Raw genomic sequence first — 19576 nt, forward strand, 5'->3', positions numbered from 1 at the left:
AGCGAAGAAAAGGTATCCATTTTTCTTTATAAATAGTACTACTTTTGCCAAAATTTTAGTGCATGGGAGGGATTGTCGCCATTGTAGGAAGGCCCAATGTGGGTAAGTCGACTTTTTTCAACCGACTTATAAAACGTCGCGATGCCATTGTCGATGAGGTCAGTGGCGTGACCCGCGACCGTCATTATGGAAAAAGTGATTGGAACGGAAAGGAATTCTCGGTCATCGATACCGGTGGATATGTGGTCGGCAGCGACGATATTTTTGAACAAGAAATCGACAAGCAGGTCGAATTGGCGATTGATGAGGCCGATGCCATCATTTTCATGGTCGATGTGGAATCGGGTGTTACGGGCATGGATGAAGATGTGGCCAAACTTCTTCGAAAGGTCGATAAACCTGTCTTTTTGGTGGTGAACAAAGTCGATAATACGAAACGTGTGGCCGATGCCGTTGAATTTTATGCGTTGGGGCTTGGGGAGTATTTTACCGTTTCAAGTATCAATGGCAGTGGCACTGGCGAGCTGTTGGATGCCCTTGTAAAAGTGCTTCCCGAGAAAGATGAAGAAGAAGACGAATTGCCAAGATTTGCGGTTGTTGGTCGGCCAAATGCAGGAAAATCCTCATTTATCAATGCCCTGATCGGTGAAGAACGCTATATCGTTACCGATATTGCGGGCACTACCCGCGATAGTATTGACACAAAATACAATCGTTTCGGCTTCGAGTTCAATTTGGTCGATACGGCGGGCATCCGTAAAAAGGCAAAGGTCAAGGAAGATCTGGAGTTTTATTCTGTGATGCGTTCTATACGTTCCATAGAACATTGTGATGTCTGTCTATTGCTCTTCGATGCCACTCGTGGCTTTGACGGTCAAGTGCAGAACATTTTTTGGTTGGCACAGCGAAACAACAAGGGCGTTGTCATTTTGGTCAACAAGTGGGACCTGGTGGAAAAAGAGACCAATTCGGTCAAACTGTATTCCCAGAAAATCAAGAAGCAATTAGAACCCTTTGTCGATGTGCCCATTGTCTTTATTTCGGTGTTGAACAAGCAACGCATCTTCAAGGCCATTGAAACGGCGGTGGAGGTCTATAAGAATAGAAGCAAAAAAATAAAGACAAGAGCACTCAATGATGTCATGCTGCCCATTATCGAAAAGAAACCACCGCCAGCATATAAGGGCAAATATGTAAAGATCAAGTTCTGCACGCAATTACCGACCCCATACCCGCAATTTGCGTTCTTCTGCAATTTGCCACAATATGTTCGGGATCCCTATAAACGGTTTTTGGAAAACAAGCTCCGTGAACATTTTGATTTTACCGGTGTGCCCATCACCATTTTTATGCGTAAGAAGTAGAACTTTATTATTTCTTTAATAATCTGGTCCGAAAGACTTCGATATCTTTAAAACCAATCAAAACGTGATCGGTTATGAAACGAACTGTCTTTCTCTTGTTTTTTCTTGCTTCCCTCATTGTCAATGCCCAAAAATCAGATTATGAAATGATTGCCGAAACGGTTGGTTACTATTTGGATGGTGGTACCAACAACGACTTCGAAACATTGAAGAAGGCTTTTCATGAAAATGCGACCATGAAGTATATTACAGACGAGGGTTACAAAGAAGTCAATGCCCTCGAGTTTTTCTCACGCATGGATGCCTCAAAGCCAAAACAAGACCGAAAGACACGAATTGCCAATATCACCATTGCGGGCCATGCCGCAAATGCACGTTTGGAAATTAAATATCCTACCTTCACTTTTATCGATTTCATGAACCTGCTCAAGGTTGATGGTGAGTGGAAGATCGTCAACAAGATTTTTTATCGAAAAACTGATTGATACTTATACAGATAGAGGTGCTATCATTTTTAGGCCAATACTTTACTACTATATTCTCAGGTTTCTCCTTAGCGGTCAGTAAGTAAGAGACCATTCTTATTCTTCAATTGGCAACACTACACCCAATTTTCCCAACAACCGGGGTGTATTTTGTCGAAAAAACAGCCAATCGCATACATTGAAAGAAAAATCTTACGTTTACATAAAAATGTAATACTAATCTTACTTTTATGAAATCTTATCAAAAAGTACTTTTTAGTGCTGAAGAAGCAGGTCAATTAGAGATTTCCTTTACACCGAATGTCTTTTTTATGTTCGTTTCTCCGAATTTTCCAAAACCGGAATCTGTAGTTGAACAACTAAAAAAGGCGTACCCCAAGGCATACTTCATTGGCTGTTCCACGGCCGGCGAAATTGTGGGCAATCGTCTGGTTGACGAATCAATGGTACTTACCGCGGTTCAATTTGAGAAAAGCAGATTGGCACAGACCTGTACTGTTTTGGATGACCATGAGATGGACAGCTTTAGAGTGGGGAAATATTTAAGCGACCAACTGAATGCCCCTGATTTAAAGCATATGTTCGTTTTGAGCGATGGGCTTTTCATAAATGGTGCCGAGCTTGTTGCAGGCCTTACCAGCGAGATGGATTCTTCAATTGGTATTACGGGAGGTTTGGCGGCAGATGGCCAAGATTTTGAAAACACCTTTGTGATAAGCAATAGTGGGGTTCATAGCAAAAAGGTGGTGGCCTTGGGCATATATGGTGATGCCCTGAAGGTCGGTTTTGGCTCGAAAGGGGGTTGGGACAGTTTTGGCCTTGAGCGAGTGGTGACAAAATCAGATAAAAATGTTCTTTACGAATTGGACGGTGAACCCGCCCTTGATCTATATAAATCGTTTTTGGGCGACAAGGCCTCAGAATTGCCAAGTTCAGGACTTTTGTTTCCCTTGAGCCTTCGTGACAAAAATAATCAAGAGCCCGTTGTGCGCACTATTTTGGGTATTGATGAAGAGGCAAAAAGTTTGACGTTTGCCGGCAATATTCCCGAAGGGTCGTATGTGCGTCTGATGAAAGCAAATATTGACCGTTTGATCAATGGCGCTGGTCAATCGGCTTCATTGATCGGTGAAAACCACAATGAAGATACACAAATAGCTTTTTTGATCAGTTGCATTGGAAGAAGGTTGGTACTTAAACAATTTGTAGAAGAAGAACTTGAGGCAGTTTCGGAAATACTGGGTGAAGATGTGCTCTATACAGGCTTTTACTCGTATGGTGAAATAGCCCCGTTCAACAGCTTTTCGCCTTGCACCTTGCACAATCAAACAATGACGATTACAACTTTTTCTGAGTAGTTCAAATGCACCGATTATTAAAACGACAGCTTGATAAGGCTGGCTTTGATGCTGGTCAACTTGAGGAAATGGATTCATTTCTTCAACAGATCAGCCGTGCATACGACTCTTTTGAACAAGATTATTCGCATCTAGAGCATGTGTTGGAGCAAAATTCAAAAGAACTGTTCGCGGCCAACCAAAGACTAAAAAACAAGGTAAAAAGTGTAGAGGGCAAACTGACAAAAGTGGCCACGAACATCAAGGATATCATTTTTGAAATGGATATTGAAGGCAGATGGACCTACTTGAATTCTGCTTGGGAAAGAATTTCGGGCTACACAATTGAAGAGTCATTGGGCGATAAGTACTATCATTATCTGCCAAAAGAAGTAACCGAACCCTTTAGAAAAAAGGTCATGTCATCGGTAGGGGGCTTCAAATTGCACAGAGCTAGTTTTCAGTATAGAAAGCCCAGTGGTAAATCAATATGGCTAGATGTGTCCATAAAGCCAATAATCGGTCATGAAAACCATATAGAAGGCTTCATCGGCAGCATTTCAGATATCACGGAACTTAAGAGTGCCGAAAAAAAATTGATTCAGGCAAATAAGGCAAAAGATCAGTTCTTATCCGTTATGTCGCATGAAATACGTACACCCTTGAATGCGGTAATCGGTGTAAGCAATTTGCTGTTGATGGAAGATCCCAAAGAGAGCCAATTAGACAACCTCGATGTACTACGATTCTCATCAAAGCACTTACTGGCACTGATCAATGACATACTCGACTACAATAAGATCATATCGGGTTCATTGGTCATGGAAAAAGACGAATTCAGTCTAGAGGAAACATTGAATGCCCAACGCCAGATGTTTGCCCAGAGAGCTTATTCAAAAGGGCTGAATTTTGAGGTGAACATCGATGAAAGTGTTCCTGGGAAAGTAGTCGGTGACACCCATAGATTAAGTCAGATATTGACCAATCTATTGGGTAATTCCATAAAGTTCACAGAGAAAGGCCATGTGAAGTTGAACGTGTCTTTGAACAAAGAAAAAGATGGCCGTCACCATATCGAGTTCAGGGTGGTGGACACGGGAATAGGTATTGCCAAAAATAAGCTGAAAAGTATTTTCGAACCCTTTGCCCAAGCAAATTCAAACACTACAAGATTGTATGGCGGTACCGGCCTAGGGCTGTCCATTTGCAAAAATCTGGTCGAGATTATGGGGGGTGAGCTAAAATGTGTCAGTAAACATAAAAAAGGGTCTACTTTTTCTTTTGTCGTACCATTCTTGCCCTCTCGTAATAGAACGGCTCAAATAGATTATTGCAGTTTGCCCCTGCCAAAAAAACCTGAGCATTCTACCCTAAGAGGTGTTAAAATCTTGGTTGTTGAAGACAATAAAATAAATGTGACCATCATTAAAAAGTTTTTGGATAAATGGGGTATTGATCATGAGATAGCGGAAAATGGCCTCGTTGGTTTCGAGATGTCAGTGAAGAAACGATATGACCTGATTTTCATGGACATTGAAATGCCGGTAATGAACGGGTTTCAGGCGGCCATGGCCATTCGGGAAAATAGTACAAACCCGAATTATGAAACACCCATTATAGCTTTGACAGCATCAACGGGAGACAAAACAAGCAAAGAACTCCAAAAAACAGGTATGGACGGGTTGCTGCCAAAACCATTTGACCCCAAAGAACTATTTTCAGCGATTGAAAATTGTGTGAACATTCCTAGAACATCGGGAATTTTACCAGCCTCCTGAAGCACCACCGCCTCCGAAGCCACCGCCTCCGAAGCCACCGCCAAAACCACCACCGCCAAAACCACCACCGCCTGAAGAGCCTCCTCGATAACCGCCACGGCCCATGTTGCTGAGAATGATGATGTCCCAAATGTCGAGTCCGCGACCCCCACGGCCCCCACGGTTGTTACGTCCGCCCCGGTTTCTTCTACTGGCCAAAATAATGAAGATGACAAAGAAAATGATGAAGGGCACCAAGGCCCTAAATGGAAAACCTTGATCATTGCCAAAGGTGCGCTCTTCTTTGAACTCACCTGTCAAGACCTGAAAGATGGCATCGGCACCGGCGTCAAGTCCCCCGTAATAATCACCTTGTTTGAATTCAGGAATGATAATCGTTTCAATGATACGTTTGCTCATGGCATCTGTCAAGGAACCTTCTACGCCATATCCTGTATTGATGGCGATACGACGGTCATCTTTCGCCAACAATATCAAAACGCCATTATCTTTATCGGCTTGGCCGATGCCCCATTTTTGACCCCATTGTGCCACTAAATAATTGATGTTTTCTCCTTCCGTAGAACTGATAATGGCCACCACGATCTGGGTCGAGGTGCTGTCGGCATAGCGAATCAGTTTTTGTTCAAGGGCAGTTTTCTCATTTGTTGACAAAAGACTTACGTAGTCGTAAACACTGGTTTGCTCCGTGGGCTTTTCAGGAATGGTGAATTGCGCCCAACCGATCGTAGCGCAAAGTAAGAAAAGAAAAAAGCTAACCTTTTGAAACCTCATCGCTCAGTTCATTGATATCGCCATGGTGCCAAGGAAAATGTGCCTCCAATTCCTTTCCAGCTTTTAGAATGCCCTGGATGATCCCATTTTTGAAATCAGCTTTTTTGAAATAGGTGGCCATCACATCACGGGTAGAATCCCAGAAACCTCTCGGAACGGCTTGGTCAATGCCCCTATCTCCATAGATGACAAATTTATGGTCGTGAACGGCCACATAGATGAGCACCCCGTTCTCGTCTTTGGTATTGTCCATCTTCAGCATGTGGAACACTTGTTGGGCACGGCTGAAATGATCTATTTTGGCAGAATTCTCGATATGTACCCTAATCTCACCTGAAGTGTTCTTCTCAGCTTTTAGTATGGCATCAACGATTTCTTGTTCTTCCGCTGCTGTCAAAAAGTCTTCAACCTCAGACATCTTTACTACTCAAAATTGAATTCTACATCAGGTGCATTTTCAGAGCCCGGGTCCGCTTTATATCTGGGCATCTCATCGAATCCGAAGAGACCGGCCAACAATTTTCCCGGAAATTTTGTGGTATGGATGTCGTAGATATTTACCTTCTCGTTATAGCGGTCACGGGCCACATTGATACGGTTTTCCGTACCCTCCAATTGTGATTGAAGCTCCAAAAAATTTTGGTTTGCCTTTAGTTCCGGATACCTCTCCACGGTGACCAAAAGCCTTGAAAGCGCAGAAGATAGACCAGTTTGGGCCTGTTGAAATTCAGCCAGTTGTTGTGCAGTAATGTTGTTGGCATCAATGGTGGTCGAAGTGGCCTTGGCACGCGCTTCGATTACATCGGTCAGGGTCTCGCGCTCAAAATCAGCGGCCCCTTGTACGGTTTTTACCAGATTGCCGATAAGGTCGTTTCTACGTTGATATGAACTTTCGACATTCGACCAAGCGGTTTTTGCATCGGCCTCATACTCAACAGCGGTATTGTTGAAGCCTACTGCCCATTGGTAAAGGGCAAAGGCGATTACGGCGATGATTATTACAGGGATTAACCATTTTTTCATTTTCGTGTGTTTTTAGTGTTTATATATAGCCTCTTGATTAGTAGGCAACAAGGTGATATTGTTACATTTTCAGAGCTGTTCCTTGATTTTTTGAAGCTCGGCCTTGACCTTTTGAAGTTTCTGGATCACCTCAAAGTTCGAAAGTGTCTTGTGCTTTTCTTCCTTTAGGTGAATTTTTGCTCCCTCAAGTGTAAAACCCCGCTCTTTCACCAAATGATAGATCAATTGTAGGTTTTTGATGTCTTGAGGGGTGAACTTTCGATTGCCCTTGGCATTTTTCTTGGGTTGCAGCACATCGAACTCTTTTTCCCAAAAACGTATTAACGAGGTGTTCACACCAAAGGCCTTGGCGACTTCACCAATTGCATAATATCGTTTTTCAGGAAGCTCTACATGCATTAATCAAGCGATTGGTTCTCTTGGTTTGCAAATTTCAACATGTTCTCGAATTCTTCTGCGGTCAAACTACCGTAGTAGAAGTTGATCGGATTGATACGATCGTCATCTTTCCATACCTCATAATGAAGATGGGGTGCCTCAGAACGGCCGGTATTGCCCACAAAACCAATAAGGTCACCACGCTTCACTTTTTGTCCGACACTCACATTATACTTGCTCAAATGGGCATAAAGGGTCATATAGCCATAGCCATGTTCGATTCTGATATGTTTGCCATACCCAGACGAACGGTTGTCGGCCCGTATTACCTTGCCATCTCCAGTGGCATAGATGGGCGTGCCCCGCGGAGCCGTAAAATCCATGCCCCGGTGCATCTTTCTGGCTTTGGTAAAGGGATCTGATCGCCATCCATAACCTGAGGCCATACGGGTCAGGTCTTCGTTTCGAACAGGTTGTATGGCAGGTATGGCGGCCAGCAGTTTTTCCTTTTCTTCCGCCAGTTTCGCGATCTCATCCAATGATTTTGATTGGATGACCATCTGTTTTTGAATGATATCTAAACGACGGGTCGCATCGACGATGATTTCCGAGTTGTTGAAACCTTCCAACGATTTATATCGGTTCACCCCGCCGAAGCCCGCACGACGCTGCTCTTCAGGTATGGGATTGGCCTCAAAGTAGAGACGGTAAATGTTGTTGTCACGATCTTCAATATTGCCCAGTACCTGTTCCATCTGATCCATTTTACGATTAAGAATCTCGAACTGTAGCTCATAGTTTCGCACTTCCCTTTCAAGGGAAAGCTCTTTTGGCGTGTTCAGAAAGTTGGTGTTGAGCAATACGATCAACCCTAAAAATCCGAAAAGAAAAGAACCCAAGAGAAAAAAGAATAAATTTCTGTACTTTCTAGACTTTTTCGGCTCAATCTTTCGATAAGACAGCGTATCAGGATCGTAATAGTACTTTACTTTAGACATGAAGGGAAATTGTCCTATTTTTGAACGTTCGTTTTTTACAGAACAAACAAATATAAAAATTGTTTTGTTCAGTCTGTTAAAATTCTTTAAAGTACCGCTCTTGTAATGACTTCCCAAAAGGTTAGAGATCAGTTTTTAAGCTTTTTCAAATCGAAAGACCATACCATCGTGCCCTCGGCGCCCATGGTCATGAAAGATGACCCTACCCTCATGTTCACCAATGCCGGCATGAACCAGTTCAAAGAATATTTCTTGGGAAATTCGACACCAAAACACAAACGGGTGGCCGATACCCAAAAATGCCTACGGGTAAGTGGTAAGCACAATGACCTGGAAGAAGTCGGCAAAGACACCTATCACCACACCATGTTTGAGATGTTGGGCAATTGGAGTTTTGGCGATTACTTTAAAAAGGAAGCCATTGCGTGGGCCTGGGAGCTGTTGACCAAGGTGTATGGTATCGACAAAGACCGGCTCTATGTTTCGGTCTTCGAGGGAAGCGATGATGCCGATAAGCTTGAAATGGACAAAGAGGCCTTTGACCTTTGGAAAGGTATCGTGCCCGAAGACCGTATCATTATGGGCGACAAAAAAGACAATTTTTGGGAAATGGGCGATCAGGGTCCCTGTGGGCCATGCTCAGAAATTCATGTCGACATACGCGCTGATGCAGAACGCAAAAAGGCTGATGGGGCCTCACTGGTAAACCAAGACCACCCCCAAGTGGTCGAGATCTGGAACTTGGTCTTCATTCAATACAACCGAAAGGCCAATGGCCAGCTTGAAGATCTTCCTGAAAAACATATCGATACCGGTATGGGGTTTGAGCGCTTGTGCATGGTGCTGCAAGGGGTGCAATCGAATTATGACACTGATATATTCACGCCCCTTATTCGAGAGATCGAAACCATAACGAACAAACGATATGGTAAAAACGAAGAAATCGATGTGGCCATTCGTGTGGTTGCCGACCATGTTCGTGCGGTGGCCTTTTCCATTGCCGATGGGCAGTTGCCGAGCAATACCGGGGCGGGCTATGTCATACGTAGAATTTTACGACGGGCCATTCGTTATGGCTTTACCTTTTTAGACACCGACAAGCCCTTTATACATCGCTTGGTCAAGGTGCTGGGCGAGCAGATGGGCAAAGCGTTTCCTGAACTGAAAAAACAACAGCAGCTGATCGAGAATGTGATCAAGGAAGAAGAGCAATCTTTTTTGGGCACGTTAGAACAGGGATTGGTGTTGCTTGATTCCGTAATTAAATCCTCTAAGGGGAAAAAAATCGATGGTCACAAAGCTTTTGAACTCTACGATACTTTTGGATTTCCGATAGATCTCACCACTCTTATTTTAGAGGAAAAGGGGTATGAATTGGATGTAAGTGGATTTGAAACTGCGCTACAAGAACAAAAAGACCGTTCCCGAGCCGCTTCAGAAGTATCAAAAGGTGATTGGACGGTTTTGCAAAAAGATGCAGCGCAAGAATTTGTAGGGTACGACACTTTGGAAGCCAATGTCAAAATAGTGAAATATCGTATGGTCAAAAGTAAAAAGGGGGGCGAGCAGTACCAATTGGTTTTTAACCTTACCCCTTTTTATGCCGAAGGGGGTGGCCAAGTAGGTGACAAGGGCTATTTGGAAACACCCAATGGTGATGTTACCTATATCGTCGATACCAAAAAGGAGAACAATGAGATCGTGCATTTTGCCGAAAGTCTCCCCAAAGAAACTTCAGTAACCTTTAAGGCCGTGGTCGATAAAAAACAACGTCAACGAACCGCTGCCAACCATACGGCGACCCACTTGTTGCACCAAGCGTTACGAGAGGTATTGGGCGGCCATGTCGAGCAAAAGGGTTCTGCGGTGCATTCAAAATATTTACGGTTTGACTTTTCTCATTTTTCGAAGCTTACCACCGAGCAATTACGAGAGGTAGAGAATTTTGTGAATGCCCGCATCGAAGGTCAACTGCCCTTGGAGGAAAAAAGAAATATTCCCATGAGCAAGGCCATGGCCGAGGGGGCCATCGCCCTGTTTGGCGAGAAGTATGGCGATACGGTACGCACGGTTCGCTTTGGGCAATCGATCGAACTTTGTGGGGGCACCCATGTACGGAACACCGCTGATATTTGGCACTTTAAAATTGTATCAGAGGGAGCCATTGCGGCAGGCGTACGTAGAATAGAGGCCATCACTTCAGATGCGGTCAAAGATTTTTACTTCAATAACAACCGAACCCTTTATGAAATAAAAGACCTGTTGAACAATGCCCAAGACCCCTTGAAAGCCGTCGTTTCTTTACAAGAAGAAAATGCACAGCTCAAAAAACAGGTCGAAAGCCTGTTGAAGGCCAAAGCCAAGAATCTCAAAGGCGACCTGCTCAATGAGATGAAAGAGGTCAATGGCGTCAATTTTCTTGCAAAAAAGGTTGATTTGGATGCTGCTGGCATGAAAGACCTGGTATTTGAAATGGGTCAGTCAAAAGACAACATCTTTGTGTTGTTGGGTGCCGAAAATGACGGTAAGGCCCTATTGACCTGTTATATCGCCAAAAATCTAGTGGCCGAGAAAGATTTAAATGCGGGCACCATTGTTCGCGAATTGGGCAAATACATTCAAGGTGGTGGTGGTGGCCAACCATTTTTTGCCACAGCTGGAGGCAAAAACCCCGCAGGGATTGACGAGGCGTTATCAAAGTCTTCGGAATATATTACATGATGGAATGAAAAAGTTTAGGTCCCCAAAGTTCAATTTGAAATACATTTTAGGCGAGATTATCTTGCTCTTTGTGGGCATCAATCTTGCCATTTGGTTCAACAATTGGAACAATTCAAAAACAATTGATAAAAACAAGACGGTCGCCATACAAAAAATAAGGGAGGAGATAGAAAGTAATCTGGATGAATTGATCGAAGCAAGGGACCAAAATGGAAGAATACCCGATTTCATTGAAAAATATGACGCATTGTCTTCAGAAAATGGCGATTACATATTGATGTCAGCTGATGAAATGGTTTCTTTCAAAGAAGAATATAGCCAGTTTTATAAGGTCATCGACTCGACCGCAGCAGACCATAACAGGTTTCTTTATAAGGGCAGTACCTTTATCCATCTAAGAATGCCCGAATTGAGCAAAATCGCTTGGGAAACCTCAAAGGCGACCGGTATATTCAATGAATTTGGTTTCGACTGTCTTTATGAGCTTGAAAGCATGTACAATCTTCAAGGATTGGTTGAAAAGGAAATCAACAACGCTTTTACCGCCCTTCAAGAAGAATCTATAGAAAGATTGCTTCGCATATTGGTTTTTATCGATCAATTGGATAAACAATTGGAAGATGATTATCGCGAGATGCTCAAAAGCCTTGACAATTGTGGCTGACAAACAAAGGCTTGATTTAATGCAAAGTACGTTTAGCAGATGAGAAAAGTATTGGTAGGAGCCATACTCGCCCTTGCAGCGGTCTTGATTTATAGGTCTTGTGCCGACGATAATCAAGAGAAAAGAATCCTCAAAGAGAATTCGGTGCTCATTCAACAACACATAGAAAATGTCTCAAAATTGATAGTCACAGAAGGCCACTTTGCCGAAGTGTACAATTATGCTGACTCCAAAGAGCTTTTTGGGTCTTTGCTAACCGCCGACAAAAAAGCGTTGGTAGTCGTCAATGCAGAGGTAAGCGTGGCTTATGACCTTTCAAAAATAGATTTTGAGATCGATGGGGAAAACAAAACCGTGACCCTTCAAAATATTCCTGAACCTGAAATCAAGATAAACCCCGATTTTGAATACTACGATGTATCGGCCGATTATCTGAATCCGTTTGAAGCTGATGATTATAATGCCATCAAACAAAACGTGAACGCTTCGTTACGTCAAAAAATTAAAACGTCAAATTTGATGTCAAACGCTGAAAATCGATTGGTCTCAGAGCTTTCAAAGTTGTTGGTGCTGACCAACAGTATGGGGTGGACCCTAGTGTATGACCATGAGGTGATGGAAGATGATTTTTCGATAAGGGATTGAAGCCCTTTCTGTACAGGCCTAAAGTTTACTAAAAGCCTGCACATCATGTGCAAAAATGTTTTAGCTTTAAACAAAAGCTAAAAACATGAAAACCAAAGAATTGTATTCCCGTAGAAAGTTTATGACTGCATCAGGGGCCTTGGGGGCGAGTTTTTTGATGCCCCAGATCGGCAATGGTAACGAGACAACATTTCCTAGACTTGTAAATGACAACATACACCAATTCGGTAAACGCGAGGGGTATGGGGAGCAGATAAGCATATTGATTTCGATGATGGACTGGATGCGGTTTGTGATATTGCGCGATTCAAAAGGGCTTTCACAAAAGGAAGTCGATTTTTTGTTGGATGAAAACTCGAACAGTATCGGTGCCATGTTGATGCATTTGGCTGCTACGGAACGCTATTACCAAATCGATACGTTCACAGGCATTTCTAAAAGCAAATTAGGTTATGGGGTCGAAGAAAGCGTATGGCGGGCAGCCAGTAGTTTAGGTGATGCTGGACGCAAAACGTTCAAGGGCAAACCCTTGTCTTTTTATTTTGACAAGTTGGCCGAAGTGCGCGAGTTCTCAAAGACAGAATTGAAAAAAAGGAATGATGATTGGCTTATGGAATACACCAATTTCTTTGGCAATCAGCCTACCAACAATTATTGCAAATGGTTTCATGTGGTAGAACATGAAAGCAATCACAACGGGCAAATACGTTTTATCAAGAGCAGGGTTGCCTAGTTCACCAGGGCCATATCGACCAACTTGAGTCCGCCATCGATTAGATGACCCACTTTCGGATTGTTTTGTTTGACGGTCTCTAAATGGTCAATGATTTCTTTGGCAAACGCCTTATTGCCATCTACATGTGCCAATTCATAAAGTTCAACGGACAACAACCAGTCATTCGGATAGTTTTCTTTGAGCTCTTGAAAAACCTTTCCGCGAGAAGTGGTGGTGTCAATGTTCTCACGCCATTCCCTTATGCGGAGGTACAATGTTTCCAATCGCTGACGTTCTTTGGTTTTTGGTTTTTTGATGGTCGTTTCAGAAAGTTCATGGGTCACAAGATCGAAACTGCCTACATCGGCAGGGCCATGAAAGGCCGAGATGATTTCTTGGCCGACGGCCATACTGTATGTGCCTGTTTTTGACTCAAAAAGAACTTCTTTGCCGTGGGTGACCTTGCAATTTTCAAAAGTCACCAGTAATATTTTGCCCTGTAAATTACGGGTTCCGGTAATGATTTTGCCTGAGATTTTGATCTTTCCCTCAAACTCCAAGGTGATGGTTTCACCTTCGTAAATGTTATAGGCCTTAAGGTCACGTGGCCCCATATCTTCAATGGCCAGATTGATGCCCTTTAATTTACCGATGGGCGTGCCAAAGCCATCGTTGTGTTTTTCAATGCCGTGCCCAATAAGTTCCTTTTCACGATAGGCCAAGGCGGTAGACCCTTTTGTCTGTACATAAACAGGTTTGCCGTCATGGGCGATGACTTTGTCAAAGTTGCCCGAAATCTGCAGACCGGTACTCAGTTCCAAGGTGCCCAATTCTTTCGAGTTGATCAATTTCTGCACCCCGTCAAGTCCGCCGCGACGAAGGGCCATGTTGTCGGCAAAATCTTCCAGTACTTGGCTCAAAAAGGCAAAATCAGGAGTGACGAACAATTGGGGCTGTGGTTTGGTGATATCAAATTCAGTATGTGCGGCCTCTATGGAATAGGGGATTTTTTTCACTTGATCGGTCATGCACCAAGTGCTTTCGCCAATAGATGATAATAAGCCTGCCCCATAGATTTTCGGATTTTCGACCATGCCGATGAGTCCATATTCGACCGTCCACCAATGTAGGTTGCGAATGAGTGCCATTTCACTGGGTTTGCCCATGTTCTGTTGCAGTTCTTCAATATGTTTTTCAGCTTCCGTGATTTCTTTTTCAGGGGTACCATCGGCCTCTTTGATAATGCTCAAATGACGCACTGCTTCATAGAGTTCGTAATCTTTGGCACTTGAAATCGCCTTGCAGCCTATTTCTCCAAAACGTCTTAGGTATTCAGCATATTCAGGATTGGCAATTATGGGCGCATGGCCTGCCCCTTCGTGAATAATATCGGGTGCCGGGGTATATTCGATATTTTCCAACTGGCGAATGTCAGAGGCGATGACCAGTACATTATAGGCCTGAAACTCCATAAAGGCCGCGGGGGGAATAAACCCGTCAACGGCCACTGCCGCCCAACCGATTTCTTTCAAAATGCGGTTCATGCCATACATGTTGGGAATATGGTCGATTGAAATCCCTGTCTTTTTTAACCCCTCAACGTACGATTCATGGGCGACCTGGCTCAGGTAATCGACGTTCTTTCGCATCACATACCGCCAAACGGCTTGGTCGATGGGCGAGTAGTCTTCATAATTCTGTGGCTTGATATACTGCCTCAGATGTTGGGGCAGCTTGTCGAGAATCGGGTTGCTTTCGTATGCTGTTTCCATAGTTTTCTTTTTGTCATCCACAGCTGTCACACTGGGTTTGTCGAAGTGGCCGAAAAATCCATTGTTTTTCCCTTGAATCAAAAAAGGCCTGCATCGTGAAGACTGTTGGCGATGGCCTAGCGGTTTTAAAGTGTACAATATTGGCCCGGGCCAAGCAATATTCCATTAAGCTGTTTTCCTTATAAAATTACAAAAATTCATTGTTTTTAATGCTAGCGAAGCACTTCAAAAAAGACTTGGGGCAACGGGCTCAAAAATGAAAAAACCTTTCCGCTCTTGTGAACGGAAAGGCCTTTTTGAACGAAGAAGCCAACTACTGGCAACCAACTACAATAAACACTCAACCCAGTTGCTCGACCGCTTCGTTCGGTATTTGTATGTGTCAGTTTGCGGCTAACTCTTGCTCAGGGGGATATTTCTCGAGTATCTGAGAGACAAACTTGCGTATGCGCTCTTCTTTCTTTTCAATATTGGAGGTGTTGTTCAAAGTGCCCACACCACGACCTTGCCATACCAATTGTTTGCTGTCGGTATCGATGAGGTCAATATAGAGCGAACCTTCTGTGCGGGTCGAGACATTGGGTCCCCAAGCACCGCCCCAGCCCCATCCTGGGCCCCAAAGCCATGGGTTCCAACCGCCCCAGCCCCAGCGGCCCCAGCCCCAGCCGCCCCAACCCCAGCCACCCCAGCCGAAGTTGTTGTAGACGTCTACCTGTTCGCGTTCTTTGGTAAAAATGCTGATCAAAAGATCGGGGTCTTGCGATTTAACAAAACCTCGTGCGTTCATCTCTGTATCAATGGCCTTAAGAATACGTTTTTTGTCCAAATCGGAGATTTGGGCCTTGTCGATACCCGTTTTGTAAAAAGCGTAGGATTTATAGTCATTGAAATCAGCTTGTGTGTCATAATCAGAGACTACACGCACTGAAACACACGAACTGAGAAAGACCAAGGCAAGTAAAGGAAGCGCAAAAGCTTTAAAATTTTTCATATCAATCTTTTTTGAGTTAAACCGCAATTTTCTTTCGAAATATGCATCAAATATTATGCCGAAAAGCACAATTTTATCGCTGTAAGCCAGTTTTTTTGTCAAAACCGTAAGGGCAGTGCCGACAACCGCTTTCACAGCAATAGCCCCGCTTTAGAAGATACTGTTCGGTAAAAACTTTATAACCTTCTTTTGAAAGGTAGTAGTCGCCTTCTTCAAGCGGCAATATCTTTTTCACACGTTTGTTTTGTCAATTATTTGAAAATGAAATAATTATAAAATTGAAAATGTGGGCAACCACGATGTTCTCGCCTTAAAAATTTTAAAAATTCCCTTTTGTGAAGAAACTTTTAAAACTCATCGACGCCCGTTTCATGCATATAAATTTACCCATTTATGGGCACTTCAAAGCTGCTTTTCAGCCGATTTGTGGGTCAGATAACCTATTTTTTGAACAAATTGCCGTCCGATACTGTTATATTTGTAAGAATCATACGATTACAATATGGTCGTAGTCTTTCGACATTTCTTTTACAAAAACTATGTGGGGCTCTCACTTTGGCCCTTTATTATTGTAAAAGAAAGACACCACAAAAAAGACACCGTGCTTATCAATCATGAGCGCATACACCTTAGACAACAGCAAGAATTGTTGATTTTGCCCTTTTACCTTTTGTATGTGGCTGAATGGTTATTGCGAATAGTACTATACCTCAATGCCTATCGCGCCTACCAGAACATCAGTTTTGAGCGCGAGGCCTATGCCAATGAGCACGACCCTGACTATCTTAGTACCCGAAAAACCTTTGGGTTTTTAGATTATCTTTTTCGGTAAGTCAGACCTTTTTGAAAAGTCATAACCAACAGATTGATCTGCCCGAATTACGTGAGCGGGGCATTACGCTTTTTATAAAGCGGGAAGATGAACTGCACCCTCATATTTCAGGAAATAAATTCCGCAAACTGAAATACAATTTGATAAGGGCCAAAGAAGAAGGCCATTCAACCCTGCTGACTTTTGGCGGTGCTTTCTCCAACCATATTTTGGCCACTGCCTGTGCTGGTAATGAGAACGCATTCGACACCATAGGAATCATTCGTGGTGAAGAGCTGCGAAAGAATTGGAAAGATAATCCCACACTACAATTGGCAGCGGCGTTCGGAATGCGATTTCATTTTGTTTCGAGGGATGAATACCGCCAGAAGACCTCTTCTGTGTTTTTGGAGGCATTACAGGCTGAGTTTGGCGATTTTTATTTGTTGCCAGAGGGTGGTACCAACACCCTCGCCATAAAGGGATGTGAAGAAATTTTGACCGAAAATGATGCCGATTTCGATATCATCTGTTGTGCAGTGGGCACTGGGGGCACTTTGACCGGACTCATCAATTCTGCTTCTCGAGAGCAAGCGGTTTGGGGGTATCCCGCACTAAAAGGTGATTTCTTAAAAGAGGATATTCGTACATTTGCAATCAATGATAATTGGCGATTGATAACCAGCTATCATTTTGGGGGCTATGCCAAGATAAATTGTGAACTGATCGATTTCATCAACGATTTCAAAAATCGAACAGGCATTGCCCTCGACCCGGTTTACACGGGCAAAATGCTCTATGGTATTTTTGACCAAGCCAAAAAGGGTTTTTTTTCAGAGGGTTCCCGCATATTGGCCATCCACACAGGGGGGCTTCAGGGCATAAAGGGCATGAACCTTGTACTAAAAAAGAAAAAATTGCCGTTGCTCAACATATGAGAACACGATTATTGTATGCCGTTATTGGGTTGTTGCTGTTGGCTAGCTGCGGCACCAAAAAAAGAACCGCACAAAAAGTTGGGGATCGACCACGCCCAGCGGTGGTCTATAATCCGAATAAGGGGGTCAAATCGACAAAGGCTGATGAAACAAAGCTGTACCCGATGCCTTCCGACCCCGGTAGATTTGTTACATTCCCCATCGCTTCCACTGGTGAATATATCGAGACCTTTGCCGAAATCGCACAATACGAGATGCGTGCTTTTGGTATTCCGGCCAGTATTACCTTGGCACAGGGCATTTTGGAAAGTGGTTCGGGCAAGGGCCAATTGACCAAAAAAACGAACAACCATTTCGGAATCAAATGCCATACGGGCTGGGAAGGAGAATATGATTTTCACGACGATGATGAGCGGGGCGAATGCTTCCGTAAGTACAACCATCCTATGTACTCATTTCGCGATCACAGTATCTTTCTCTCGTCGCGTTCACGTTATGCCTTTCTTTTCAATTACCGAAGGGATGATTACAAGCGTTGGGCACACGGACTCAAAAAAGCGGGGTACGCCACCGATAGAAAGTATCCCCAGAAATTGATTTCGTTGATTGAGCAGTACGATTTGCATCGATACGATGAAGAGGTGGTTCAAGGCGGATTGGAAGTGGTTCGCAAGCCCAAAGACTACGAGGTCTTTACCCACATTGTACAAAAAGGGGATACCCTTTACGGCATTTCAAAGCGCTATACCATTTCGGTTGATGAGCTTATGCGTATCAACAGATTACAATCTACGAATATATCGATCGGTCAGGTCATCAATATTAGACGGCCCAAGACCAAGTAAAATATGTGACACTTGATAAACATGCGATACCAACGAAGCAGTGCGTTATTTGCAGAGGCCAAAAAGTATATTCCCGGAGGGGTGAATTCTCCCGTACGGGCTTTTAAGGCCGTGGGCGGCGAACCTATTTTTATCAAAAAAGCAAAAGGGGCCTACCTCTACGACGAGGATGACAATCGCTATATCGATTATATCGCCTCTTGGGGCCCATTACTCTTTGGCCATGCATTTGAACCCGTCATCAAAACGGTCGTCGAAAAGGCAAAAAAAGGCACATCGTTCGGTATTCCCACAGAGATTGAGACCCAGTTGGCAAAACTTGCCGTTGACATGGTGCCGAATATTGACAAGATTCGTTTTGTGAACTCTGGCACCGAGGCCTGTATGAGTGCGGTACGGTTGGCCCGTGGCTACACGGGTAAGGATAAGATTATCAAATTTACGGGTTGTTATCACGGCCATTCCGATGCTTTTTTGATCCAGGCCGGGAGCGGGGCCGTAACCTTTGGGAGTCCGAATAGTCCCGGGGTTACACAAGGTACGGCAAAAGATACACTGCTTGCCGATTACAATGATCTTGAAGGGGTAAGGGCCTTGGTTGAAGCCAACAAAGATGAAATCGCAGGGATTATTCTGGAACCCGTTGCCGGAAATATGGGATGTATTGTTCCGACCAAGGAATTTATTCATGGATTGCGAGAATTGTGCACCCAAGAAGGTATGTTACTGTTATTTGATGAAGTGATGACCGGTTTTCGATTGGGCAAAGGGGGCGCACAAGAAGCACTTGCAATTGATGCGGATATCGTGATGTTCGGCAAGGTCATCGGAGGTGGATTGCCCGTTGGGGCCTTTGCGGCCAAAACCGAAATTATGGCACATCTGGCCCCTGACGGACCTGTGTACCAAGCCGGAACTTTAAGTGGAAACCCGTTGGCCATGGGCGCCGGATTCGCCATGCTCTCTGAAATTGACCAAAACCCAGAAGTATTTCAAAGTCTGGCCAAAAAAACGGAATATTTGCACAAGGGCATTGCTGAGGTGCTGACCCAAAAGGGAATTGCTCATCAAATCAACCGGTTTGGCAGTATGATTTCGGTACATTTTTGTGAAGACCCCGTGGTAGATTTTGCATCCTCTTCAAAAGGTAACAATGATACGTTCAAAAAGTATTTTCATGGCATGTTGGATCAGGGGGTTTACTTGCCTCCATCCGCTTTTGAAAGCTACTTTTTAAATGACGCCTTGAGTTATTCCGATCTCGATAGTACAATAGAAGCGATTAAAAATTGTGACCTCTAACCATTTTTTACGGTAGGCTTATCATGGGTGTCAAA

General features: G+C 43.8%; 20 protein-coding genes. 12 read left to right on the plus strand and 8 right to left on the minus strand.

Going from position 1 to position 19576, the window contains the following annotated elements:
- The first annotated feature begins 62 nt into the window (after positions 1-62).
- The 4 genes from der to L0P89_RS10605 all read left to right on the plus strand — a co-directional run bounded on the left by der (position 63) and on the right by L0P89_RS10605 (position 4964).
- A complete protein-coding gene (gene der / locus L0P89_RS10590) occupies positions 63-1364 on the plus strand; it encodes a ribosome biogenesis GTPase Der (RefSeq protein WP_235265074.1) in 1302 nt (433 codons plus the stop codon).
- A 74-nt stretch (positions 1365-1438) separates the two neighbouring features.
- Positions 1439-1849: a nuclear transport factor 2 family protein gene (locus tag L0P89_RS10595; RefSeq protein WP_235265075.1), complete on the plus strand. Its 411-nt coding sequence runs from the start codon at positions 1439-1441 to the stop codon at positions 1847-1849.
- A gap of 230 nt (positions 1850-2079) precedes the next feature.
- Complete coding sequence (locus L0P89_RS10600) at positions 2080-3207, plus strand: FIST signal transduction protein (protein WP_235265076.1); 1128 nt, start codon at positions 2080-2082, stop codon at positions 3205-3207.
- Between the two features lie 5 nt (positions 3208-3212).
- Entirely contained in the window at positions 3213-4964 is a 1752-nt protein-coding gene (locus tag L0P89_RS10605) for a PAS domain-containing hybrid sensor histidine kinase/response regulator (protein WP_235265077.1), read from the plus strand.
- On the opposite strand, the gene L0P89_RS10610 is transcribed toward L0P89_RS10605, so the two are convergent.
- From L0P89_RS10610 to L0P89_RS10630, 5 genes are all read right to left on the minus strand, one after another.
- On the minus strand, positions 4950-5738 hold the full coding sequence (locus tag L0P89_RS10610) for a TPM domain-containing protein (protein WP_235265078.1): 789 nt from the start codon (positions 5736-5738) through the stop codon (positions 4950-4952). The two genes, L0P89_RS10605 and L0P89_RS10610, sit on opposite strands and share 15 nt — an antisense overlap.
- Positions 5719-6156: a TPM domain-containing protein gene (locus L0P89_RS10615; protein ID WP_235265079.1), complete on the minus strand. Its 438-nt coding sequence runs from the start codon at positions 6154-6156 to the stop codon at positions 5719-5721. The genes L0P89_RS10610 and L0P89_RS10615 overlap by 20 nt, the downstream gene beginning before the upstream one ends.
- 5 nt (positions 6157-6161) lie before the next feature.
- Positions 6162-6761 (minus strand): LemA family protein, encoded by a 600-nt coding sequence (locus tag L0P89_RS10620; protein ID WP_235265080.1) that lies wholly within the window; start codon positions 6759-6761, stop codon positions 6162-6164.
- A 69-nt stretch (positions 6762-6830) separates the two neighbouring features.
- Positions 6831-7160: a MerR family transcriptional regulator gene (locus tag L0P89_RS10625; protein WP_235265081.1), complete on the minus strand. Its 330-nt coding sequence runs from the start codon at positions 7158-7160 to the stop codon at positions 6831-6833.
- The gene (locus tag L0P89_RS10630) at positions 7160-8137 is read right to left on the minus strand and encodes a M23 family metallopeptidase (RefSeq protein ID WP_235265082.1); all 978 of its coding nucleotides are present in this window, start codon (positions 8135-8137) and stop codon (positions 7160-7162) included. Before L0P89_RS10630 ends, L0P89_RS10625 begins: the two co-directional genes overlap by 1 nt.
- A 105-nt stretch (positions 8138-8242) precedes the next feature.
- Between L0P89_RS10630 and alaS the strand changes: the two genes are divergently transcribed.
- The 4 genes from alaS (at position 8243) to L0P89_RS10650 (ending at position 12900) form a co-directional block, all read left to right on the plus strand.
- Positions 8243-10858, plus strand: a complete 2616-nt coding sequence (gene alaS / locus L0P89_RS10635; protein WP_235265083.1) for an alanine--tRNA ligase — start codon at positions 8243-8245, stop codon at positions 10856-10858.
- 4 nt (positions 10859-10862) lie between these two features.
- Positions 10863-11522 carry a KAP family NTPase gene (locus L0P89_RS10640; RefSeq protein ID WP_235265084.1) on the plus strand — a complete coding sequence of 220 codons (660 nt, stop codon included), beginning with the start codon at positions 10863-10865 and terminating at the stop codon, positions 11520-11522.
- A 39-nt stretch (positions 11523-11561) separates the two neighbouring features.
- Complete coding sequence (locus tag L0P89_RS10645; RefSeq protein ID WP_235265085.1) at positions 11562-12167, plus strand: DUF4230 domain-containing protein; 606 nt, start codon at positions 11562-11564, stop codon at positions 12165-12167.
- Positions 12168-12252: 85 nt separating this feature from the next.
- Entirely contained in the window at positions 12253-12900 is a 648-nt protein-coding gene (locus L0P89_RS10650) for a DinB family protein (RefSeq protein WP_235265086.1), read from the plus strand.
- Here L0P89_RS10650 and L0P89_RS10655 read toward each other — a convergent pair.
- From L0P89_RS10655 to L0P89_RS10665, 3 genes are all read right to left on the minus strand, one after another.
- Positions 12897-14654 (minus strand): aromatic amino acid hydroxylase, encoded by a 1758-nt coding sequence (locus L0P89_RS10655; protein WP_235265087.1) that lies wholly within the window; start codon positions 14652-14654, stop codon positions 12897-12899. The two genes, L0P89_RS10650 and L0P89_RS10655, sit on opposite strands and share 4 nt — an antisense overlap.
- A 382-nt stretch (positions 14655-15036) precedes the next feature.
- Positions 15037-15645: a DUF4136 domain-containing protein gene (locus L0P89_RS10660; protein ID WP_235265088.1), complete on the minus strand. Its 609-nt coding sequence runs from the start codon at positions 15643-15645 to the stop codon at positions 15037-15039.
- Positions 15646-15718: 73 nt separating this feature from the next.
- The gene (locus L0P89_RS10665) at positions 15719-15880 is read right to left on the minus strand and encodes a DUF5522 domain-containing protein (RefSeq protein WP_235265089.1); all 162 of its coding nucleotides are present in this window, start codon (positions 15878-15880) and stop codon (positions 15719-15721) included.
- A gap of 267 nt (positions 15881-16147) precedes the next feature.
- Here L0P89_RS10665 and L0P89_RS10670 point away from each other — a divergent pair, with 267 nt between their 5' ends.
- The 4 genes from L0P89_RS10670 to hemL are packed head-to-tail and all read left to right on the plus strand — an operon-like array spanning position 16148 to position 19541.
- Positions 16148-16477: a hypothetical protein gene (locus L0P89_RS10670; RefSeq protein ID WP_235265090.1), complete on the plus strand. Its 330-nt coding sequence runs from the start codon at positions 16148-16150 to the stop codon at positions 16475-16477.
- A gap of 11 nt (positions 16478-16488) precedes the next feature.
- Positions 16489-17394 carry a 1-aminocyclopropane-1-carboxylate deaminase/D-cysteine desulfhydrase gene (locus tag L0P89_RS10675; protein WP_235265091.1) on the plus strand — a complete coding sequence of 302 codons (906 nt, stop codon included), beginning with the start codon at positions 16489-16491 and terminating at the stop codon, positions 17392-17394.
- Entirely contained in the window at positions 17391-18239 is an 849-nt protein-coding gene (locus L0P89_RS10680) for a glucosaminidase domain-containing protein (protein ID WP_235265092.1), read from the plus strand. The genes L0P89_RS10675 and L0P89_RS10680 overlap by 4 nt, the downstream gene beginning before the upstream one ends.
- 21 nt (positions 18240-18260) lie before the next feature.
- On the plus strand, positions 18261-19541 hold the full coding sequence (gene hemL, locus L0P89_RS10685) for a glutamate-1-semialdehyde 2,1-aminomutase (protein ID WP_235265093.1): 1281 nt from the start codon (positions 18261-18263) through the stop codon (positions 19539-19541).
- Positions 19542-19576: the final 35 nt, after the last annotated feature.

The sequence above is a fragment of the Muricauda sp. SCSIO 65647 genome (assembly GCF_021534965.1).
Classification (GTDB): domain Bacteria; phylum Bacteroidota; class Bacteroidia; order Flavobacteriales; family Flavobacteriaceae; genus Flagellimonas_A.